The 19,525-nt window shown below is 44.5% G+C and carries 17 protein-coding genes and 1 pseudogene; 8 read left to right on the forward strand and 10 right to left on the reverse strand.

Annotation, left to right across the window (positions count from 1 at the left end; translation table 11 throughout):
• Window positions 1–20: 20 nt before the first annotated feature.
• Together B2739_RS01465 and B2739_RS01470 are read left to right on the forward strand one after the other, a co-directional pair.
• A complete protein-coding gene (locus tag B2739_RS01465) occupies window positions 21–1,013 on the forward strand; it encodes a glycosyltransferase family 2 protein (protein WP_331344098.1) in 993 nt (330 codons plus the stop codon).
• Window positions 1,014–1,177: 164 nt separating this feature from the next.
• Window positions 1,178–2,038: a PA4780 family RIO1-like protein kinase gene (locus B2739_RS01470; RefSeq protein WP_331344099.1), complete on the forward strand. Its 861-nt coding sequence runs from the start codon at window positions 1,178–1,180 to the stop codon at window positions 2,036–2,038.
• 50 nt (window positions 2,039–2,088) lie between these two features.
• Here the strand turns inward: B2739_RS01470 and B2739_RS01475 are convergent, their stop codons facing one another.
• Entirely contained in the window at window positions 2,089–2,844 is a 756-nt protein-coding gene (locus tag B2739_RS01475) for an SDR family NAD(P)-dependent oxidoreductase (RefSeq protein ID WP_331344100.1), read from the reverse strand.
• Window positions 2,845–2,965: 121 nt separating this feature from the next.
• On the opposite strand from B2739_RS01475, the gene B2739_RS01480 reads away from it, so the two are divergent.
• Window positions 2,966–3,865 (forward strand): LysR family transcriptional regulator, encoded by a 900-nt coding sequence (locus B2739_RS01480; RefSeq protein WP_331344101.1) that lies wholly within the window; start codon window positions 2,966–2,968, stop codon window positions 3,863–3,865.
• Window positions 3,866–3,915: 50 nt separating this feature from the next.
• Here the strand turns inward: B2739_RS01480 and B2739_RS01485 are convergent, their stop codons facing one another.
• The 3 genes from B2739_RS01485 to B2739_RS01495 all read right to left on the reverse strand — a co-directional run bounded on the left by B2739_RS01485 (window position 3,916) and on the right by B2739_RS01495 (window position 7,735).
• Entirely contained in the window at window positions 3,916–4,614 is a 699-nt protein-coding gene (locus B2739_RS01485) for a hypothetical protein (RefSeq protein WP_331344102.1), read from the reverse strand.
• Between the two features lie 73 nt (window positions 4,615–4,687).
• Window positions 4,688–6,493 (reverse strand): DNA helicase RecQ, encoded by a 1,806-nt coding sequence (gene recQ / locus B2739_RS01490; RefSeq protein ID WP_331344103.1) that lies wholly within the window; start codon window positions 6,491–6,493, stop codon window positions 4,688–4,690.
• A gap of 228 nt (window positions 6,494–6,721) precedes the next feature.
• On the reverse strand, window positions 6,722–7,735 hold the full coding sequence (locus B2739_RS01495) for an alpha/beta hydrolase (protein WP_331344104.1): 1,014 nt from the start codon (window positions 7,733–7,735) through the stop codon (window positions 6,722–6,724).
• Window positions 7,736–7,985: 250 nt separating this feature from the next.
• On the opposite strand from B2739_RS01495, the gene B2739_RS01500 reads away from it, so the two are divergent.
• A complete protein-coding gene (locus B2739_RS01500; protein ID WP_331344105.1) occupies window positions 7,986–8,837 on the forward strand; it encodes a type IV toxin-antitoxin system AbiEi family antitoxin domain-containing protein in 852 nt (283 codons plus the stop codon).
• Entirely contained in the window at window positions 8,824–9,744 is a 921-nt protein-coding gene (locus B2739_RS01505; RefSeq protein WP_331344106.1) for a nucleotidyl transferase AbiEii/AbiGii toxin family protein, read from the forward strand. The genes B2739_RS01500 and B2739_RS01505 overlap by 14 nt, the downstream gene beginning before the upstream one ends.
• 8 nt (window positions 9,745–9,752) lie before the next feature.
• Here B2739_RS01505 and B2739_RS01510 read toward each other — a convergent pair whose 3' ends face one another.
• The 4 genes from B2739_RS01510 to B2739_RS01525 are packed head-to-tail and all read right to left on the reverse strand — an operon-like array spanning window position 9,753 to window position 15,464.
• Window positions 9,753–12,161 (reverse strand): restriction endonuclease-like protein, encoded by a 2,409-nt coding sequence (locus tag B2739_RS01510; RefSeq protein WP_331344107.1) that lies wholly within the window; start codon window positions 12,159–12,161, stop codon window positions 9,753–9,755.
• A 22-nt stretch (window positions 12,162–12,183) separates the two neighbouring features.
• Window positions 12,184–13,968 (reverse strand): hypothetical protein, encoded by a 1,785-nt coding sequence (locus B2739_RS01515; protein WP_331344108.1) that lies wholly within the window; start codon window positions 13,966–13,968, stop codon window positions 12,184–12,186.
• A gap of 1 nt (window position 13,969) precedes the next feature.
• Window positions 13,970–15,205, reverse strand: a complete 1,236-nt coding sequence (locus B2739_RS01520; protein ID WP_331344109.1) for a DNA cytosine methyltransferase — start codon at window positions 15,203–15,205, stop codon at window positions 13,970–13,972.
• Between the two features lie 46 nt (window positions 15,206–15,251).
• The gene (locus B2739_RS01525) at window positions 15,252–15,464 is read right to left on the reverse strand and encodes a helix-turn-helix transcriptional regulator (protein ID WP_331344110.1); all 213 of its coding nucleotides are present in this window, start codon (window positions 15,462–15,464) and stop codon (window positions 15,252–15,254) included.
• Between the two features lie 120 nt (window positions 15,465–15,584).
• Here B2739_RS01525 and B2739_RS01530 point away from each other — a divergent pair, with 120 nt between their 5' ends.
• A complete protein-coding gene (locus B2739_RS01530) occupies window positions 15,585–16,040 on the forward strand; it encodes a very short patch repair endonuclease (protein ID WP_331344111.1) in 456 nt (151 codons plus the stop codon).
• A 136-nt stretch (window positions 16,041–16,176) separates the two neighbouring features.
• On the opposite strand, the gene B2739_RS01535 is transcribed toward B2739_RS01530, so the two are convergent.
• Complete coding sequence (locus B2739_RS01535; protein ID WP_331344112.1) at window positions 16,177–16,854, reverse strand: hypothetical protein; 678 nt, start codon at window positions 16,852–16,854, stop codon at window positions 16,177–16,179.
• Window positions 16,841–17,386, reverse strand: a pseudogene (locus B2739_RS01540) (hypothetical protein); the annotation flags it as partial. The gene B2739_RS01535 and the pseudogene B2739_RS01540, both read right to left, overlap by 14 nt.
• Before the next feature lie 448 nt (window positions 17,387–17,834).
• Between B2739_RS01540 and B2739_RS01545 the strand changes: the two are divergent.
• A complete protein-coding gene (locus B2739_RS01545) occupies window positions 17,835–18,152 on the forward strand; it encodes a helix-turn-helix domain-containing protein (protein ID WP_049631211.1) in 318 nt (105 codons plus the stop codon).
• A complete protein-coding gene (locus B2739_RS01550; protein WP_331344113.1) occupies window positions 18,149–19,384 on the forward strand; it encodes a HipA domain-containing protein in 1,236 nt (411 codons plus the stop codon). Before B2739_RS01545 ends, B2739_RS01550 begins: the two co-directional genes overlap by 4 nt.
• Window positions 19,385–19,525: the final 141 nt, after the last annotated feature.

The following is a 19,525-nucleotide window of genomic DNA, read 5'->3' on the forward strand; positions in this document are numbered from 1 at the left end:
TCGACAAGGCGCAATTGATTGTGGCGTATTCATCCAAACCCTGGCTCAGTATTTTAATCCCTGTTTATAACGTTGCTGATTACCTGCAAGAGTGTCTGGACTCCGTGCTGGCACAGGTTATTCCCGGTGTAGAAATTATCGCACTGGATGATTGCTCTACTGACAACTCTCTCGAACAACTCAAGCGCATTGCTGGATCAGCAAAAATTCCGATCAACATTTTACGTCACACACATAACCGCGGTTTAAGTGCAGCACGCAATACATTGCTCGATCATGCACGCGGTGAATATATTTGGTTTCTGGATTCTGACGATGCTTTACATGCAGGTGCGATAAACGAGCTGCAACAAATTGTATGGCAGTACGAGCCGGATTTAGTGATGTGCGATTTTCGCGTGTGGCGCGAACACCAACGCTTAAAACACAGATGGCGCGGTGAAAATCACACTGCGACTTTCGCAGGAAAAAAACAGCAGCTATTGACTGATCCGTTGAAATTATTTGAAGGTATTTATAAAGAACGCAATCTGCATATCTGGTCAAAAATTTCCAAACGTTCACTCTGGGGAACTGACCTGCGTTTTCCGGAAGGGCGAGTAATGGAAGACATGGTGGTCACACCGCGCCTTGCTTTGCGTGTGAAAACCTATTTTTACCAACCCAGTGTTTGGGTTGCTTACCGACAGCGTGAAGGCAGTATTTTATCCAGCTCAAGTCAGAAAAAAATTGATGATATGTCGGTCGCCTGCGAGGGCGTATTGGACTTGTGGCTACAACACTATCCACAACTTTCACCGCGGGCGCGCTTTTATTTCAGTTATTTTTGTGTGAAAACCCATATCTGTGTTGCGCGCGATATGCGCAGCCTACACCAGAATCCAACACCGGATCTCCATGTTTATCGCACGCGTTTTTTTAGCCATATTGGCTGGAACAAGCGCGAACTCTTTAATGAATACCTCAAACGCGGCTGGTTATTGCGGCTAAGACGGTTTATCCAGGAGCATTAAGCTCGCAAAAATACTGCTCTTTCGTAGAAGCACTGATCTTTTGCAGCAACCCTGTTAGTCACAGAAACAACATGCTGGCGGGGCGATTGTCCGCTTATCGCCGGTGAGTGTTATCATGTGCGCAAGACAGCCCAATTTCAAACACCGCTTAATTCCAAATACCAATGAAAATACCCAAACGTTTGGCAGCACTGATCGACGATGGTTTGATCGATGAAGTTTATTATCCCTTGATGAGCGGCAAAGAAGCGCAAGTATTTGTGGTGCGCGCCAATAACGAAGTCCGCTGTGCAAAAGTCTACAAAGAAGCCAATAAACGCAGCTTCAAACAAGCCGTGCAATATCAAGAAGGGCGCACCGTGCGCAATTCGCGCCGCGCCCGTGCAATGGCCAAGGGCACTCGTTTCGGCCAAAAAGAGGCGGAAGAAGCCTGGCTCAATGCCGAAGTGGAAGCACTGTATCGCCTCGCCGATGCCGGTGTGCGCGTGCCCACGCCTTATTGGTTTGTGGATGGCGTTCTGGTGATGGAGCTGGTGGTCGATGAAGAGGGCGAACCCGCACCGCGCCTGGATGATGTCGCCTTTGACCCGGACACCGCACGCGCTTATCACGCGCAAATGATGCAGGAAATTGTGCGTATGCTCTGTGCAGGCCTCGTTCACGGCGACCTGTCGGAGTTTAACGTACTGGTCGATCACTCAGGGCCAGTAGTGATCGATCTACCCCAAGCCGTCAATGCCGCTGGTAATAACAGCGCGCAGATGATGCTCACGCGCGATGTTAACAACATGCGCGATTATTTCGGCCAATACGCACCGGATTTACTCGTCACCCATTACGCCGAAGAAATTTGGGATTTATACCAGCACGGCAACCTGCACCCCGACACCAAACTCACCGGCGAATTTGCGCAAACCAATATCGACGCCGACCTCGCCACCATGATGCGCATCATCGAGCACGTAAAAGAAGAAGAGGAAGAGCGTAAAGAACGCGAGCGCATGGCGCGGGATGGGGAGTTTTAACCGATAAAAACAGCCACTGGCGATATGGTCATCGCCAGTGGCGATTCAGATTACACCATCATCCCACCCGATACCTCAATGCGCTGCGCGTTGATCCAGCGGTTATGCTCGGATAACAGCGACGCAATCATCGGCCCGATATCATCGGGTACACCAGCGCGTCCCAGTGCAGTCATCGCAGAAATTTGTTGGTTCAGCTCTTCATTGTCGCGCACACGGCCGCCACCAAAATCGGTTTCGATTGCGCCCGGCGCAACAGCATTTACCGCAATACCACGTGCACCCAATTCTTTGGCCATGTAGCGGCTCAATACCTCAAGCGCACCTTTCATGGAGGCGTAAGCGGCGTAACCGGGATAGGTAAAACGAGTAAGGCCGGTAGAAATATTCACAATGCGGCCGCCGTTTTTGATCAACGGCAATAACGCTTGTGTGAGAAAAAAAGTGCCTTTCAAATGGATATTCATCAGCAGATCAAATTGCTCTTCCGTGGTATCGGCAAAACTTGCGTGAATACCAATGCCCGCGTTATTGATTAAAAAATCAAAACTGTCACGCTGCCATTGGGATGACAAAAGTGCGCGCAATTGTTCTGCAAATATGGCGAACGCTTTGCTATTGCCCACATCCAACTGCAGCGCCGCTGCGTTGACACCAAGCGCTTTAGCCTCGGCCACAACTGCCTCTGCATCAGCGTGTTTACTGTTATAAGTCAGCACTACATCCACACCTTGCCTTGCCAAGGCCAATACAGTGTTTTTACCCAAACCGCGGCTGCCGCCAGTGACTAATGCAATCTTGTTCATGTTCATTTCTCCGTTAAGGACGATGTTGTATTGGTGAAGCCAGTCTATTAATCGCCCCAATTTAGATAAACAAGCAAAAACGGATTAGACTGTTCGGATTATCTGAACAATAGGGCATGACATGAACCGACTGGATGCAATGCAGATGTTTGTGCGGGTGGCCGAACTTGCCAGTTTTACCAAAGCAGCCGATAGCCTGGGGCTACCCAAAGCCAGCATTTCCACCGGCATACAACAATTGGAAAACTTGCTGGGAACACGTTTGTTGCACCGCACCACACGGCGGGTACAACTCACGCTGGATGGGCAGATTTTTTATGAGCGCAGCAAAGATTTGCTGGCCGATATGGATGAATTGGAAAGTTTATTCCAGCAAGGCGCGAGCAATTTGAGTGGCCGCTTGCGTATTGATATGCCCAGCGCAGTAGCCAAAAACCGCATACTGCCGAGGCTGCCGGAATTTCTTGCGCTGCACCCACAATTGCGTTTGGAAATCAGCAGCACTGACCGGCGAGTCGATTTAATCCGCGAGGGATTTGATTGTGTTATCCGCGTGGGCAAACTCAGCGATTCATCACTGATTGCAAAACCGCTGGGACAACTTGAACTGATCAATTGCGCGAGCCCCGCATATCTCGCCCAATGTGGTACGCCCCACACGCTGGAGGATCTGGCACATCACCAATTGGTGCATTACGTTCCAACACTGGGTACAAAATCCGCCGGGTTTGAATATATGCGTGCTAACGAAATCCATTTTATTGCGATGGAAGGCAAGATCACGGTAAATAATTCCGATGCCTATACCGCTGCATGTCTCGCGGGTTTTGGCATTGCCCAAATTCCGCGCGTGGGCGCACAGGATTTTCTCGCACAAGGAAAATTAAAAGAGGTATTACCAGATTACCGAGCAGAACCCATGCCGGTATGGCTGATCTACGCCAACCGCCGCAACCTGCCGCGCAGGCTACAAGTATTTATGGATTGGGTCAGTATACAAATGCAGGGATATATCGCGTAAAAATAAAAACGACTGGTTTTCCAGCCGTTTTTATTTTTTTAGTAGGCGTGTTACATGGTTTCTTGTTCAACACCAAACATGTTTCTGTAAATAACACCTGACAACAAAATGGCAAACGGCAGTGACCAAATCAGCCCGATACCGAGCGGGATAATACTGACCAACACAATTACCATCATGATTAAATACAGTGCAAACACACTGAACCAACGCTTGGTAATGGTTTTACGTGATGTTTCAAGCGCTTCCCATATGCGCATATTTTTTTCAACCATCAGTGGGATGGCAGCGGTGTAAGCAATCGCCAAATAAATGCCGGGGATAATCAATAATACAAAGCCCAACAAGATCAACAACACCATCAATACATAGAGTAAAAAAATCGGAATGGTTTTAGCAAAACAATCAAACACCATGAACGCATTAATAGGCGTGTTCACACTTCGTTTGATAGCCATCAGAGTAATAGCGGCATATAACGGATAGGTAACCAGTCCGATAACAATCTGGCCAATAATATTAATCATTACCGAGTCCTTTCCCAAAAACTCAAAGGGTACTGATACAGCAATGGATATACCGATATAAATCAGCATCGCGCCCCACAAACTGGCTTTCACGCCGCTCACTAATTCCCATGCTTCTTTAAGAACACCTTCAATTGTCCACTCCATATTGATTGAAGGGGCAACCGCTTGCGGCGCTTGCAAATTGCTTTCCGGTGTTTGATAAGGATTTGATTCAGTCATTGTTATCTCCGTTTCCTTTATGGATATGCGTTATTAGTCTTGCACTACTGGACTTGCGTTTTGTTGGAACCCATCAAGCTTCGTACTCTACCTCGCGGATAACCGCCAGGAACTCCTCGCCGAAGCGTTTTAATTTACTTTCGCCTACACCGGTAATAGTGCGCAGTTGTTCCGCCGTAAGCGGGCGAAACTCCAGCATTTCACGCAGCGTGGCATCATGGAATATAACATAGGGCGGAACCCCTTGCTCCTCTGCCAAGCGTTTGCGGCAACTGCGCAGCGCATTCCATAAACGCTGGTCTTCTGCGGCAATATGCTGCGATAAGTTTGCACGGCGCGGTGAACTGATAGCCACTTTGGTATCGCGCCGCAAATGGATATTCTCTTCTCCGCGCAAATAAGGCCGGCAGGTTTCATTCAATACCAAACCACCGAATCCATCGCTATTCACATCGACCAAGCCACGTGCGACCAACTGCCGGAAAATTGATTTCCATTCATCGACACTCAACTGTTTGCCAATACCATAAGTTGTTAATTGGTGATGGCCAAACGATAATATTTTTTCGTTATTACTGCCGCGCAACACATCAATCACATGACCTGCACCAAAACGCTGGCCGGTGCGATAAATACAAGAGAGCGCCATTTGCACGGCCTCGGTGGCATCCCAGGTTTGCGGTGGGGTTATACAGCAATCGCAATTGCCGCAGGCTTGCGCGAGCGTATCGCCAAAATAACGCAACAAACTTTGACGACGACAACTGGTAATTTCACACAAGCCGAGCATCGCATTTAGCCGCTGCTGTTCATTGCGTTTAAATTCCTCATTGCCTTCACTTTGCGCCATCATTTGGCGGAGTTTTACCACATCCTCCAAACCGTAGAGCAACAACGTTGTTGCGGGCTCACCATCGCGCCCGGCGCGCCCGGTTTCCTGATAATAGGCTTCAATACTTTTGGGCAAATCCAAATGCGCAACAAAACGCACATCAGGTTTATCAATGCCCATTCCGAACGCAATAGTCGCCACCATAATAATGTTGTCTTCGCGCAAAAACCGTTCCTGGTTTTTTTGGCGGGTCTCTGCGGCAAGCCCGGCGTGATAGGGCAACGCATTAAAGCCTTCGCCACACAACCACTCCGCAATTTGTTCTACTTTGTTGCGTGACAAACAATAAATAATGCCCGAATTCCCTGCTTGTTCTTCACGTAAAAAACGCATGAGCTGGATTTTAGGATTATTTTTTTGTGCGATGCGGTATTGGATATTGGGGCGATCAAAACCATTGATAAATTGTTTGGCATTACCCAATTGCAAACGCGCGACAATTTCATCGCGCGTGCGCAAATCGGCGGTCGCGGTTAAAGCGATGCGCGGCACCCGTGGAAACTCGCGGTGCAATAATTCCAGCTTTAAATAATCCGAACGGAAATCGTGCCCCCATTGCGATACGCAATGCGCTTCATCAATTGCAAACAGGGAAATAGTTAGCGAATGCAATAACTCCAATGTGCGCGGCTGGATCAAACGCTCGGGCGCGACGTAAAGTAAATCCAACTCACCGCGTTGCAACGCTAACTCGGTCTGCCACATTTCTTGCGGCGAAAGCGATGAATTTAAAAACCCGGCACGCACACCCAATTCACGCAAAGCACTCACCTGGTCTTGCATTAACGCGATCAGCGGCGACACCACAATGCCAACACCTTCGCGCACCAGCGCCGGAATTTGGTAACACAGCGATTTACCACCGCCCGTCGGCATAAGCACCAGCACATCGTCGCCCGCAACCACCGCATCGATGACCGCTGCTTGCGGGCCGCGAAAATCGTGGTAACCGAATACGCTGTTTAAAATTGAAAGCGGGGTTTTCATCCTGTTGCGGATTCCTTTTGCAATAAGGTCCACAGGTATGATTTCACAACTATTGGCATCGCTAACCTTTGATAAAAGTGATGAACATATGCATCAAAAGTGCGATTTTTCAGTAAATTGATGAATATATCCATCAATTTATCGGGGAGATTTTTGAAAGGGGAAGGGATAAGTGAAAACGTGCGGCCGCATTGTGCTGGCCGCACGTGAGAGTAACCGCAGGCGGTACTAGTTTTTCAGCGTTTTGTTCAGGAAGTTGATCATATCGTCCACTGGCCAGGCAGCGTCTTTATCAAAGCAACTATTGGCCCAGTTGCAGCCGTTATCAAGATACGCGTGATTTTTGTTAGGGTAAACCTTGTACTCCACTGGCTGCTTGCCCGCTTTAAGCAAATCCACATAGTGTTGCGCAGATTCCGGCGGGGTGGTTTTGTCCAGGCTGCCCACATGCACAAATTGTGGTGGCAATTTGTACTCACTCGCGTTGGGCACAAAATAAATTGGCGATACCGCTTTGTAATAATCTGCGTGGTCTTTTACGTTGATCTCATTACCAAACAAGCCGCGCGCTTCGGCATTGCCGAATTTCCAAAACATATTGCTCGGCGATTCAAAACCGCCTTGCGCCGCTTTGTACAAATCAAACGCGCCGTAACTCACAATCGCCGCCTGCACTTTTAAACCATCTTCTTTCGCTACCTGTTCAGCGGTTTTTCCGGCAGGCAGATAACTCGGTTTAAAACCAAGGCTATCTCCCGCGTAGCCATCGCTCTCTAACTGGCGGCCACGCGTGAGAATCATGGTAGTCAAATGCCCGCCCGCGCTATCGCCAGTCACTGCAATGCGCGATGGGTCGCCGCCGTACTCGGCAATATGGTCTTTCACCCACAACAACCCGCCGAATACATCTTCAATAATCTGGTTCATTTTGACGGTGTTGCCTTGATCGACCAACAAACGGTAATTCATATTCGCCACCACAAATTCACCGTCGCGCGCGATTTTGTTGGACAGGTCATTCATGATCGAATTGTTATTCACCAACCAACCGCCACCGTGATAAATCACCAACACCGGATAAGATTTTTTACCTGTCTGCGGTACGTAAATATCCAGTGTTAACGGAAAGTTATCCGGCTTGGCAAACTCAATCCCCTTATGGACTTTCACCTCAGCCGCCGCTGCCGACAACGCGCACACACCCAGCATGAGCGCCATTAACAAGTTGATGGTATTTCGCATAATTACCTCGCTGTAGATTTTGTTACAGACATTTGTTTTTGTAGTGAAAGAAGCATAGATGCCGATCCACCAGCAGGAAAGTGACAAGCGTCAACGCTTGGGTTGGGTTTTGTTTGGGGTGTGTAAGTAAGTGTAAGGGGAGAAAGCCTTTTACATGGTTTAACTCTATGCATATTTGTTCAGTTTGAATAAATAAATACGTATAAAGTTAAACTTGGCATTGGTTTGAAAATACGCTAATTTGTTCAGTATGACTGAACAAATTAGCAATAAGTTAAACCTCTTGGATCGCCAACTGCCTGAAGGCCTATTGGTAGATTCAGCTTGGCTGGAGCAATCAGGCTACTACGGGTCGTTGCGCCATCAATACGTAGCCTCTGGCTGGCTTGAACAGCCTGCGCGCGGTGTATTCCGTCGCCCACGCGGGCAATTGAGTTGGGAACAGGTGGTTATTTCCCTGCAAACCCTGCTTAAACAACCCATTTCTGTAGGCGGTCGCACTGCACTTGAGCTAAGTGGATACGCCCACTACCTACCGCAAACCCAGCAGCAAATACATATTTATTCCGATAACAAACTTCCCGCCTGGCTACTGAAATTGCCCTTGCAGGAAACCTTTGTCATTCACAACCGCAACCGGTTTTTACCAGCTCCAGTTATCGCTCAGAATTCTCTCCCACTTGATACCGCCGCCTCGCTCGAACAGGCATTAGTGCCAGCAGGTTTGATAGTGACTACTTGGGGCCACTGGGTTTGGCCGCTGATTATCTCCAGCCCCGAGCGCGCCTATTTGGAGCTGCTGGACGAATTACCGCAACACGAAAGCTTTCATATGGCCGATGTCATCATGGAAGGCTTAACCAATCTCAGCCCGCGCCGTATGCAATCGCTGCTGGAAGCCGCCAGCAGCATCAAAGTAAAACGCTTGTTTTTTGTATTCGCCGAACGCCACAACCATGCGTGGCTGAAACATCTGGATGTAAGCAAGATCGATTTAGGCAAAGGCAAACGCGTGCTGGTAAAAGGCGGCAAGCTGCACAGCAAATATCACATCACCCTACCTGAGGAATTTACAGCGGAGTCTGTTAATGGCATTTACTGATGTTTATCGCAAGCAAGTGGAATTGCTGGTGCGCACTATTCCAACTGTTGCAGAGGAAAAATGTTTTGCGTTAAAAGGTGGAACGGCGATTAATTTGTTTATCCGCAATATGCCGCGCCTTTCGGTGGATATTGACCTGACCTATTTACCCGTTAATGACCGCGCACAAGCGCTGCAAGAAATAGATGCAGCCTTAAAACGTATCGCGCAACGCCTACGCAGCAAGCAACCCAATATTCACATCGCAGAATCCGCACCGGCAACCCAAAAAGAAATTACTAAACTCGTTATACGCACACGCGAGCGAGTCCAAATAAAAATTGAAGTTACACCGGTACTGCGCGGCTGCGTGTATGAACCCGTATTAATGCCCGTCTGTGAAACTGTGGAAGAGCAATTCGGATTTGCCGAAATGAATGTGCTTTCCTTTGCCGATTTATATGCAGGAAAAATCATGGCCGCGCTGGATCGCCAGCATCCGCGCGATTTATTTGATGTGCATCATTTACTGGAAAATGAAGGCATTAATGACGAGCTGCGCAATGCGATCATCATCTATCTGATTAGCCACGACCATTCCCCACATTCCCTGCTAAACCCGGTACTACAGGATATAACGCAGGACTTTGAGCAAAACTTTATGGGGATGACTGATACTCCTATTGAAATATCAACTTTGCTTAACGCGCGACAATCTCTGATTACCAACATCACCAGCCAAATGCCGGAATACCATAAACAATTCCTGCGCTCTTTCTACACTCGCAAGCCTGAATGGGATTTGTTGGGAATAGCGGGAGTGCAGAATCTGCCAGCGGTGCGCTGGCGGGAGATGAATTTGGATAGATCGGGAGAGGGGACTAAGGAGGCGTTGCTTGAGAAATTGGAGCATTTAATAGCGAGATAAAAGACGCGTTATAGTAAAGCGTCTTCATATACAATTTCGAGATCACTGAAGACATCTGTTTTATTAAGGCGAGAAACAGTTGTCAACTTCATCGCCGGCCTGAACTTTCTAAGAGGCACTCCGTGAACAATACTGGATAATTTCATTGCCGGATGAAGCTCAAATAACCAATACAACTCATCAGATACTGAAGGGCTACCCGCTTCATTTTCAGAAATTAAGTTTCGCGTTTTCTTCGTTACCTCCTTTACTCTCCATATTTTTTTTATTGTGCGACCCGTCTCGCCGGGAGAGATGGTTGCTATCGCAAGATATGCAATCTCATGTGCAACATGCGAGGAAAAAACGCTGTCAAAAGTATCAACAGGAATATGGTACCAACGTGCGCTCCCATCCTCGAAGGATTCCACATATCCAAGTCGCCTGCCTTCTGATCTGCCTAGAGAAACAGTCATTACCAAATCAGGATAAAGAACCTGCTTCATTCCGTAATAAGGAATACGAGCTGACTCCTGAACAAATAATTCTTCGCTGGTTTTGTTTGCCTCATAAGCAGCGATTGGTAAACCGATTTGAGACTTGAGATACTGAAATAACCATCCACTGCCTCTTTGAGGATCGACAGATGGCAACAAAGCAAATGCACCTATTCCTGTTTCATGAATTACGTCACGATATGGATTAGCTTCATTGTTCTGATCAAAAAAGCCTGGGTATAGCGCGAATGCGCCAAATACCGGACGGCTTTTAAACTCACTATTAAATTCATCTGTCTTGATATGAATCAGCGCATCCCTGTAGCGATGCATTTGGTTTAACGCATCTTCCGGCACATAATCAACGTGCTCTGCATTGCCATAGTCTTCAGCGCTTTCAGAGTCTTCTGCTAATTCGGGTGATTTAATTCTATATTTAGCATCGAACAACCAGATACATTTTTTGCCGTTAGGGAAAGTAACTTCCATTAAAATGTCAGGTTTTTGGGTTACCCAAAACGTTCTTATTACTTTTGTATTCTTTTTAAATACAGGTTCATGCGCAAGGCGAATTTTCACACCGTCCTTGCGCTCAAATTGAAAGGCGCCTGCAAACCCATCGGTTAGCTGGTATTCAAAATCTTTGAGCTTCATTCGATTTTTTTCGCTCAGAGACTCATTAAATTCAAGCTGATCGACCAGAATTTTACGCAACGCCAAAAAGCACCAAATCTCATAAATAGCTGCTACGGACTTCATCGATACGGTCGATTGAGCCGCAAATACATCCAGATAAAATTTTAATTCTTGCCAGGTTTTATATACGGCGCTGTAGCCCGTTTTCTGCTGAAGAACTAATGATTCTCCACTGATACCTGTAAATTTATCGACTTCACGCAAAAAGCTTTGCGTTTGCATACGCAATAGTGGTTGTTGCCAATCCTGGATGGTATTTAAAAAACTTTCCGAAATGCGTTGATCTTCAGGGGCTTTGTTGTTCACTAACAACTTTTGATGGAAATCTGCCAGTCGCTGCTTGGTGGTATCCACCACCATTTTTATGAATTGATTTTCAGGTGTATTAACAGAGAGTACTTTCTTGTCTTGCTGATAATGCTTATGGCTTACTTTTTCTTTTAAATCCGTTACAACTCGCTCTGCAAGCTTATTACTGACTTTCCCTTTCAGTCTGTCTGCTTTTAGATTCCGTTCAATCGATTGCAAACGACTATGAGGGGCATTAGAGATTATTTTTAACCCTGCAAAAAATTTGGTGCGCAGAGACTCAAAGTGAGCCAACCATAACAAAGGAAAGTTGCCACGGGAGTTGCTACGGGAAACAGACTGTTCTGTTCTTTGGGCGAGACTGAAACGCCATAATGGGAACTCTGCATCAATACTTTTGTACATTGCAGGCAAGTCACTGTGAAGGTCCATTTTCACCGGAAGCACTTCAAATGAAAGCGCGAGGCGCTGCAATCCATTATCGGATTCATATGACCATGGTAACCGCAGCCAGCCGATATCATTGCCTGTATTGATAACGCCAGTCAGGCGCGGTAAATCTGCCGCCGCTTTCGATGCAACAAAACGAAAAGAATCATTCACGTTCTTTAATTTATGTTCTGCTGCTGCACAACTCACATCGCTATGGCTAAACACCCATTCGAACTGATATTGCATGTTTTCAAAGAAAATGGGAGACCCTAATAATATTACTTGAGACTTCTCCGAAGATGGCGACACCCAAAAGCTATCAACAACTGTTGAATCCAGAGTTTCGATTCTCACAGGCATTGAGCATCGCAGTTCGCAACCAACATTTTCATGCTGGCCGCGAGCAGCCATCGTACGCTGGTAGGCTTGTTGCCGCTTGATGATATCACTACACCAAATAGACAGTTCCCAATCAGGGGTTTTAAGCTTTAATAATTCCGGCATCCCGTATTCTCACATCCTGTCATTAAGGCCAGAAGCTGGTGAATGTGGCCTTGTTCAAGCGATCTTGCATCCACTTAATTTTGGCTATGCTGCGGCAGGGAATTTTTACGGGCTTGCCATCTTCTTCTCTAAAAAAATCAATCCGTTCGGCCTTTATTTCAGAGAATGTCTCATCCAGGAAAGAAGTCAGCGCTGCTAATATAGATTCATCTTTTCCAATGACAGAAAGCTTATCAGCGTCACCCTCAATTCTTGGTAATACTTTCGTCATTAAAAAATCATCCCACACTGCTTGTAACTCACTTTCATCTTTTGGGTTTATGCAAACCAGCGAAATGAGTAATTCGTTTAATGCGCGAAATGCCAGTTCAAATGAGGAGCCTTTTAATTTCTCATTTAGCGCTTTGCAAAATTTAATAGTTTTTTTTCCACCGACATCGAACTTCAGAACTGCAAGATCTTCTTTGGTAACATTTGAAAGGATAGGAAATGAAAAAGTCTTTGTACGAATTGTTGGCTCAAGGTATTGATCAAAATCATTCGGGAAAAACTCACCGAAATCAATTGTCAATGCACGATCAATAACCTTGCGGGAAAAGCCATGCGTTGTCTCATCCATATTAACTGTGCCAGCGACAATCAAATTTGGCGGAACCGGTATTCCGACTTTGGAAAAATACTGCCACATGTTGTCGTATCTTGAATTTTCAATTTTCAAATATTTCCTTAAATCTTTTAGCTCTCCTTCTTTAAGGCATTCAAAAGTACTGGCTTTTAGCAAAGGATCACAGGTGTAATTTCCAGCAATCCATTTCCTGCTTTCTATAACAGATAAGTAATCGGAAAAATACTGCTCGACTGGAGCAAGATTCATTTCATCCAAACACAACCAGAATGTTTCCATTTGCGATGAATCGACAATTGACAATTCGTTATCTGAAACTTTTGAATGATCCCAAGCATTAGCCCAAGCTTTAACAATAAAAGAGAGGGCATCGGTTGGGTTGTATTCAGTTTTACCTGTCAGTCGAGAAACATAGCCCAACAAATCCGATGGTTCATGCCAATCAGGGCGAACGGAAATCAAACAGAAGTTTTCTTTTGATGAATTCTGCTCTCGAATAAACCGAGACTTTCCAGTTCCGGATATTCCGGCCAACAATAAAAAAGACTTTGGTAGTAGCAAGTCTTTTTTGCTGCTAATAGACCTTATAGGCATATCCCCTTCCGCAAAAAAAGGCAAACAAGCACTCCGCACAATTACCTTGTCGTCAATATGCGCCAACTGCCAACAAATTTCAGCTAGCGCACTTTGAGTTTCTGCCAAACAATTCGCCAACTTCAATATTGGACTTACATAGTAATCGGTGCGATCAACGGTTTTACCACCTCTCCACCAGCTGTAATCCGTAATAAATTTTTCGAGATATTCTTTATTCTCAATTGAAAGTGAGTCAAACCCGTGAGGAATAGTTTTGTCTTTTGCCCAATCTTTTGGTAAAGAAAGATCTTTTGTTATTTGGTCAATTACGGATTTATAGACAGCTAGCTCATTGATATAAGGAGAAAAATGTGCGGCCACCGAAAACCAATAATTTGGAATAGAAAATGTTTTTCCTGTATTAGTCTCTATTTCAGCAGAATATTTATGAAAATTTACTTTTCTATATCCAAGAGAACTTTGATCGGAAATAAGTGACAAATAACGTTCTTTAAAATCATTAGGCAAAATAAAGTCTTTATATTTGAAATTAGTTGTAAATTCAGCAACTAAATCATCTCCAATTTCCTTTAAATTTTTAAGCATACTATTCCACCATTACGCTATTGATTTTTTTAGCAATACTTTCGATGACAGGAACTGAAACACTATTGCCTAATTGTTTGTATGCATTGACATTTGATTGACTTGGTATAAATTCCTCTGGAAATCCTTGAATCCTAGCCGCCTCTCTTGGAGTAAGCTTTCTTGGATTTAAACCATCTTGCTCAATTAAAATTTCACTCCCATCCTTATAGTATCGAGCAGATATTGTGTTTGTATAAGGAGAATCAGAATTTACCAAACCAAAACCAAAACCTTTTCCATTTATTTTGTTATCAATTTTTCTCCGTTTGTGTCCATTCCACAACCTATCAGATATTGTGTACTTCGGATCAGGATTCGCCTCCAGAACATCTCCAACTCTTGTTAGCTTTCCTGACGGCTTCGGATACTCAAAGTTATCCAGTGAACCATCACGCCACAGAACTATATAAATCCGTTGTCTATTTTGAGGCACACCAAAATCGATAGATTTCAAAACCATTTTTTTAGCTTCAGCTTGAATTTCTTTAGGTGTTCCTTTTTTTATTACGTCTTTAGATATGTTGCAGCTATACCCTATAGCTGTAAGAGTTCTGAGAATTACCTGCAAGGTATAGCCTTTATCATGACTAATTAGGCCTTTCACATTTTCCAATAAAGCAAATTTAGGTTTTTTTGCTTTTAAAATTTCAGCGATATTGTGAAACAATGTTCCTCTTGTATCATCAATTCCGAGTTTTAGACCAGCGTGTGAAAACGGCTGGCACGGGAAACCAGCAACTAGAACATCATGTTCAGGGATATCTTTGACCGGTACTTTAGTTATGTCTCCGAATGGGAATTCACCGTGATTTTGAAAATAGGTGGCTTGCGCATTTTTTTCAAATTCTGATGAAAAAACGCAAGTTCCACCCGCACGCTGGAACCCAATCCGCATACCACCAACTCCAGCAAATAAGTCAATAAAAGTGAATTTCTTTTCTTTCGCACCCAAGATTGGAAAATCTTTGCTTATTTTTTTCTTGAAAGATTGAGTATCTTTGTAGATATTTTCGGATTTTAAGACTGCTAATATTCTGTCAGTTTCGGTAATCTTTTTTATGCCGAACAAGGGGGTATTATTAGCAATTGCGTGAATCCATTGATGAACAACTGCTTTTGACTGAGAACCATCCGGCGTGTATTTTTCGGCAACATCGGCCAAGAGATGTTCTATTTTTAAAATGAATTCGCTCACAAGTTTTACTCACACAAATAGAAGTAATCAGGTACTGAAAACTTTGTTAATCAGGAATTAACTCTTTAACTGACTTGCCCAAAGCAGTGGCGATTTGCACCAGCATCAGGTATGAAGGATTTGCTATTCCTCGCTCAAGGCGAGAAATAAAAGAGCGATCCACATTGGCGATCAATGCCAACTGCTCTTGTGATATGTTGGATTGCTTGCGAACAGCTTTAATGTGTTCCGCAAGTACTAAAAGTTGTTTGTTGTTCATATGTTTTTCCATGGGGCGAATCTTGATTAACTGAGGACTAAATAACCACGGCATATAATCCTCAATTTTATAAATACTGTATTTATTCACAGTGCAAACAGTTGACGAAAGGGCTTTTGAATGGTCGATGTCGTTACTAAAGAAAAACGCTCCGTAATGATGGCCGGAATCAAGGGCAAAAATACCCGTGGAGAAATTGCTATCCGCAAGGGATTGCACAAGCTGGGGTTTCGCTACCAACTACACAGAAAAGACTTACCCGGAAAACCCGACCTGGTTTTCCCCAAGCATCACGCCGTAATTTTTGTAAACGGTTGCTTCTGGCACGCACACGGCTGCCACATATTCAAATGGCCATCGACCCGCGTTGAGTTTTGGAAAGAAAAGATAGGCGCAAATAAAATCCGCGACGAACGAAATATTCAGGCTTGTATTACGATGGGATGGAAGGTGTTGGTGATTTGGGAATGCGCCTTAAAAGGCAAAACCCGTCGCAATCTTAATGAGGTAATTCACACGGCAGCGAATTGGATTTTATACGATTCACAGTCTGCGGAGCTTGAAGGGAAAAATTAACAACGTTTGTGGTAATTGTAGCCCGCATGAAGCCTAACGGAATACGGGGTTGACTCTCTTCAATCGAAGGATTGAAATAAAACAAGCTCAATATCAAAAGCCCCCGTATTTCGCTAGGCTCCATACGGGCTACTGTTTAAAGATTACAGATATCTTCTGGAACCTGCGTGAGCACGTTAGAAGAAATTTCCTTTCCTGTAGATATATCGATCTTCTTAATAAAATTTGAATCTTTTTCTTGCGCTATAGCATGGAGCTTGCCATTGCACATTTTTGGAGTGTGATTCTGCCAAACAAAATCTTGCTGCCATTTATTTTTAAAGGATTTACAACCGCTTTGTCTTACAACCGTTTTAGCTAATGCAGCTGGATAGCAAACAATTAGATTGGTGTTGTTATCTGAGTACACTACTTGTGAATCGGGCGGGAATGTTAACTCGGTTAAATGCCAATCGTTGTTTTCCATTTTATACACTTCTCCATCCATGCTTACTGAATGAATCTTTTTTTGGTATACAAAAATATCGTTTTGAATGCTTTCAAATGGCCAATATTTTATAGCGGAGAGATCACTGCTAATCTTTGCAATATATGGATAGTTTGTTCCTTCTTTGTCTATCTTGAAACCTGCGAGATAAGCATTCCCCCCATAATTTAGGGCATCGTAAATACCTTGAATTTCCAATTGAATTTTTTTGCCATCAGCACTGGTAACTAAACCATCTTCTCGCCAAGCTAGAGATACATCAGCATTCGTTTTGCATGCTGTTAAAAGAAATAGTGCTAATGCACCAATAAATTTATATTGTTTCATTGTATTTGCGCACCACGAATGTTGTTTTTGGTTTAAAGCCGCCCATGCTCATAATTACATCTCTGTCACGTGGATTAAGATGTATGCAGCCATGCGAGGGAGTTAACTGAACGGGCTTTCCTAATGAAAACTCTGCTTCATTTTGTGGTGTGGTATGAAACATTTGTCCAGATAATCTTTCATTCTTGTCCAATATTTTATTGCCATTGGTATCCTTAAACCAACGAATGGCTATTGGACCAAAATCATTAAATACCCAAACGGAAGGGACGCGCATTTTGCCGTAATAATCAAAATAGAGCTTAACGATAGTTTTTCTATCTATTCCAATATCGTTCTTTACAGAGCCCCATTTTGTACTTGGTAATCGATAATAAACATCATTTAATTGGGGCTGATCTAGTAATGCGGTGCCCCATTTTATTTTTGACATTGGCCAAGTGGGTGTTACGTAAGTTTGCGTCTCGTGTATGACGTATGTTCCAGGCCAAGTTGGCTCTTCTGCCATACGTGGATCACTGCCTAGTGACGACGGCCCACCCCACGCCTCATAACGAGCGAAAAATACATTTCCTTTTTTAGGGCGAGCAAATTCTGTCCCGGGAAAAAATGCAGTTCCATTGAGCTGTCCTTAATTTTGTTCCAAATTAGATGAACACAAAATGTAACAACCGAGGTAAAAAAATACATTCGTTTTTAGGCAGCGTTTTTAATATACGCTATGGGCATCACATATAATGTCATTTAAGTTACGTAATCCGCATGGAGCTAAACAGAATGCGGGGCTTGTCTTTTTTGAGGGCGGAATAAAAGGGCAACATCAAAAGCTCCCGTATTTCGCTAGGCTCCATACGGGCTACCAATCATCATGGGGGTTGTATCACCAACGCCCCCATCACCAACAGCAATCGCTAAACCCTGCTTTACTTGCTATAAAATGAACACTATAGTTACCATATAAGACCTATTTGGTAATTATTATGCCCAAAGACGACTCCAGCCAATCACGTACTGCCATTGTTTTTCCCCGGAACCAGAAGGTCTTGGCACAGCTTGGGGAGAACATCAAGCTTGCGCGCAAACGGCGCAACTACACTCAGGCGCTGATTTCCGAGCGCACGGGGTTGAGCCGTTTAACTATTCGCAAAATTGAAAATGGGGATGCAACTGTTTCCCTTGGCCACTATGTGGCGGTACTGGGTGTGCTCGGGTTGGTGGATGATTTGCTCAAGGTGGCGAGTGACGATGCGCTTGGGCGTAAATTGCAGGATATAAAACTGATTGGAAAATCAACATGAATACGGAAGTTTATGTGTTTGCCGATTGGGAAGAATTTGCTGAGCCAACGTTAGTTGGTAGCTTGCGTTCAACAGTCAATAAAAATAAAGAGCATTTCAGTTTTACTTACAATGAGACTTGGCTGCGGTCTTCATTCGCGCAAAAAATTGATCCTGATTTACATCTTTATTCCGGTGAGCAACACAGCACTGACTCCAATAATTTCAGAATTTTTTTAGATTCATGCCCGGATCGCTGGGGTCGGTTGCTGATGAAGCGGCGCGAAAATTATATCGCTCGACAAGAAAATCGCCGCCCGCAGCTGCTTAATGAAATAGATTATTTGCTTGGCGTGCATGATCTTTATCGCCAAGGCGCTTTACGTTTCAAACGCGAATTAACAGGCGAATTTCTTGATAACGACCAGCGCTTGGCAGCGCCGCCCATGTCCTCCCTTAAAGAACTTGAATACGCAGCGCAACAAGTGGAAGACAGTAATAGTGAAGACCCTGACTATTTAAAATGGCTGTACATGCTTATGTCTCCAGGTTCCTCCCTTGGCGGCGCACGACCCAAAGCCTCGGTTATTGATGATGCAAAACATTTATGGATAGCGAAATTTCCAAGCCGTTATGATGATTACGATATAGGTGCGTGGGAATATCTTGCCCATCAACTCGCGCTGAATGCTGGCATTCATATGGCTCCCTGCCGCATAGAAAAATTTAATAGTCATCACCATACGTTTTTAACAAAGCGTTTTGATCGTACGGAAAAAAGCCGTTTGCATTTCACCTCCGCCATGACCCAACTCGGTTATTACGATGGCGAATACGATGCAAGTTATTTGGAATTAGCACAATTCCTCACCGAGCAAGGTTCCAATACCAAACCGGATTTGGAGCAATTATGGCGGCGCATCATTTTTAATATTGCTATTTCAAATACCGATGACCATTTACGCAACCATGGTTTTATTTATCACCATGGCGGCTGGATTCTTTCACCAGCATATGATGTAAACCCGGTAACTCCTGCTAACGGGTTACATTTAAATATCACCGACGATGATAATCGCCTGGATTATGACTTGGCGATGAGTGTTATCGACTTTTTTCAATTAAGAAAAAGTACTGCAGAAAAAATCAAAGCTGACGTATTAACCAGCGTCAGCCAATGGAAAACAACAGCTACCGCTATTGGCATTAGTCGAGGAGAGCAACAGCTTCTTTCTGCTGCATTTAATGTTTAAAGACATAGAGTAGCCCGCATGGAGCCTAGCGGAATGCGGGGTTATGGGATCTAACGGAATACGGGGTTTGTCTTTTTTGAGGGCGGCATAGAAAAGCAAAATCAACAGCTCCGTATTCCGTTACACTTCATACGGGCTACG

The organism is Cellvibrio sp. UBA7661 (genome assembly GCA_002483365.1).
Taxonomy (GTDB): domain Bacteria; phylum Pseudomonadota; class Gammaproteobacteria; order Pseudomonadales; family Cellvibrionaceae; genus Cellvibrio.

Excerpts from the sequence above, each read along its gene's own strand:
- B2739_RS01480 (WP_331344101.1), top strand. The coding sequence starts at position 2,966 with ATGAACCGACTGGATGCAATGCAGATGTTTGTGCGGGTGGCCGAACTT.
- B2739_RS01510 (WP_331344107.1), bottom strand. The coding sequence starts at position 12,161 with ATGCCGGAATTATTAAAGCTTAAAACCCCTGATTGGGAACTGTCTATT.
- B2739_RS01485 (WP_331344102.1), bottom strand. The coding sequence starts at position 4,614 with ATGACTGAATCAAATCCTTATCAAACACCGGAAAGCAATTTGCAAGCG.
- B2739_RS01550 (WP_331344113.1), top strand. The coding sequence starts at position 18,149 with ATGAATACGGAAGTTTATGTGTTTGCCGATTGGGAAGAATTTGCTGAG.
- B2739_RS01525 (WP_331344110.1), bottom strand. The coding sequence starts at position 15,464 with ATGAACAACAAACAACTTTTAGTACTTGCGGAACACATTAAAGCTGTT.
- B2739_RS01495 (WP_331344104.1), bottom strand. The coding sequence starts at position 7,735 with ATGCGAAATACCATCAACTTGTTAATGGCGCTCATGCTGGGTGTGTGC.
- B2739_RS01475 (WP_331344100.1), bottom strand. The coding sequence starts at position 2,844 with ATGAACAAGATTGCATTAGTCACTGGCGGCAGCCGCGGTTTGGGTAAA.
- B2739_RS01515 (WP_331344108.1), bottom strand. The coding sequence starts at position 13,968 with ATGCTTAAAAATTTAAAGGAAATTGGAGATGATTTAGTTGCTGAATTT.
- recQ (WP_331344103.1), bottom strand. The coding sequence starts at position 6,493 with ATGAAAACCCCGCTTTCAATTTTAAACAGCGTATTCGGTTACCACGAT.
- B2739_RS01530 (WP_331344111.1), top strand. The coding sequence starts at position 15,585 with ATGGTCGATGTCGTTACTAAAGAAAAACGCTCCGTAATGATGGCCGGA.
- B2739_RS01500 (WP_331344105.1), top strand. The coding sequence starts at position 7,986 with ATGACTGAACAAATTAGCAATAAGTTAAACCTCTTGGATCGCCAACTG.
- B2739_RS01545 (WP_049631211.1), top strand. The coding sequence starts at position 17,835 with ATGCCCAAAGACGACTCCAGCCAATCACGTACTGCCATTGTTTTTCCC.
- B2739_RS01505 (WP_331344106.1), top strand. The coding sequence starts at position 8,824 with ATGGCATTTACTGATGTTTATCGCAAGCAAGTGGAATTGCTGGTGCGC.
- B2739_RS01535 (WP_331344112.1), bottom strand. The coding sequence starts at position 16,854 with ATGAAACAATATAAATTTATTGGTGCATTAGCACTATTTCTTTTAACA.
- B2739_RS01470 (WP_331344099.1), top strand. The coding sequence starts at position 1,178 with ATGAAAATACCCAAACGTTTGGCAGCACTGATCGACGATGGTTTGATC.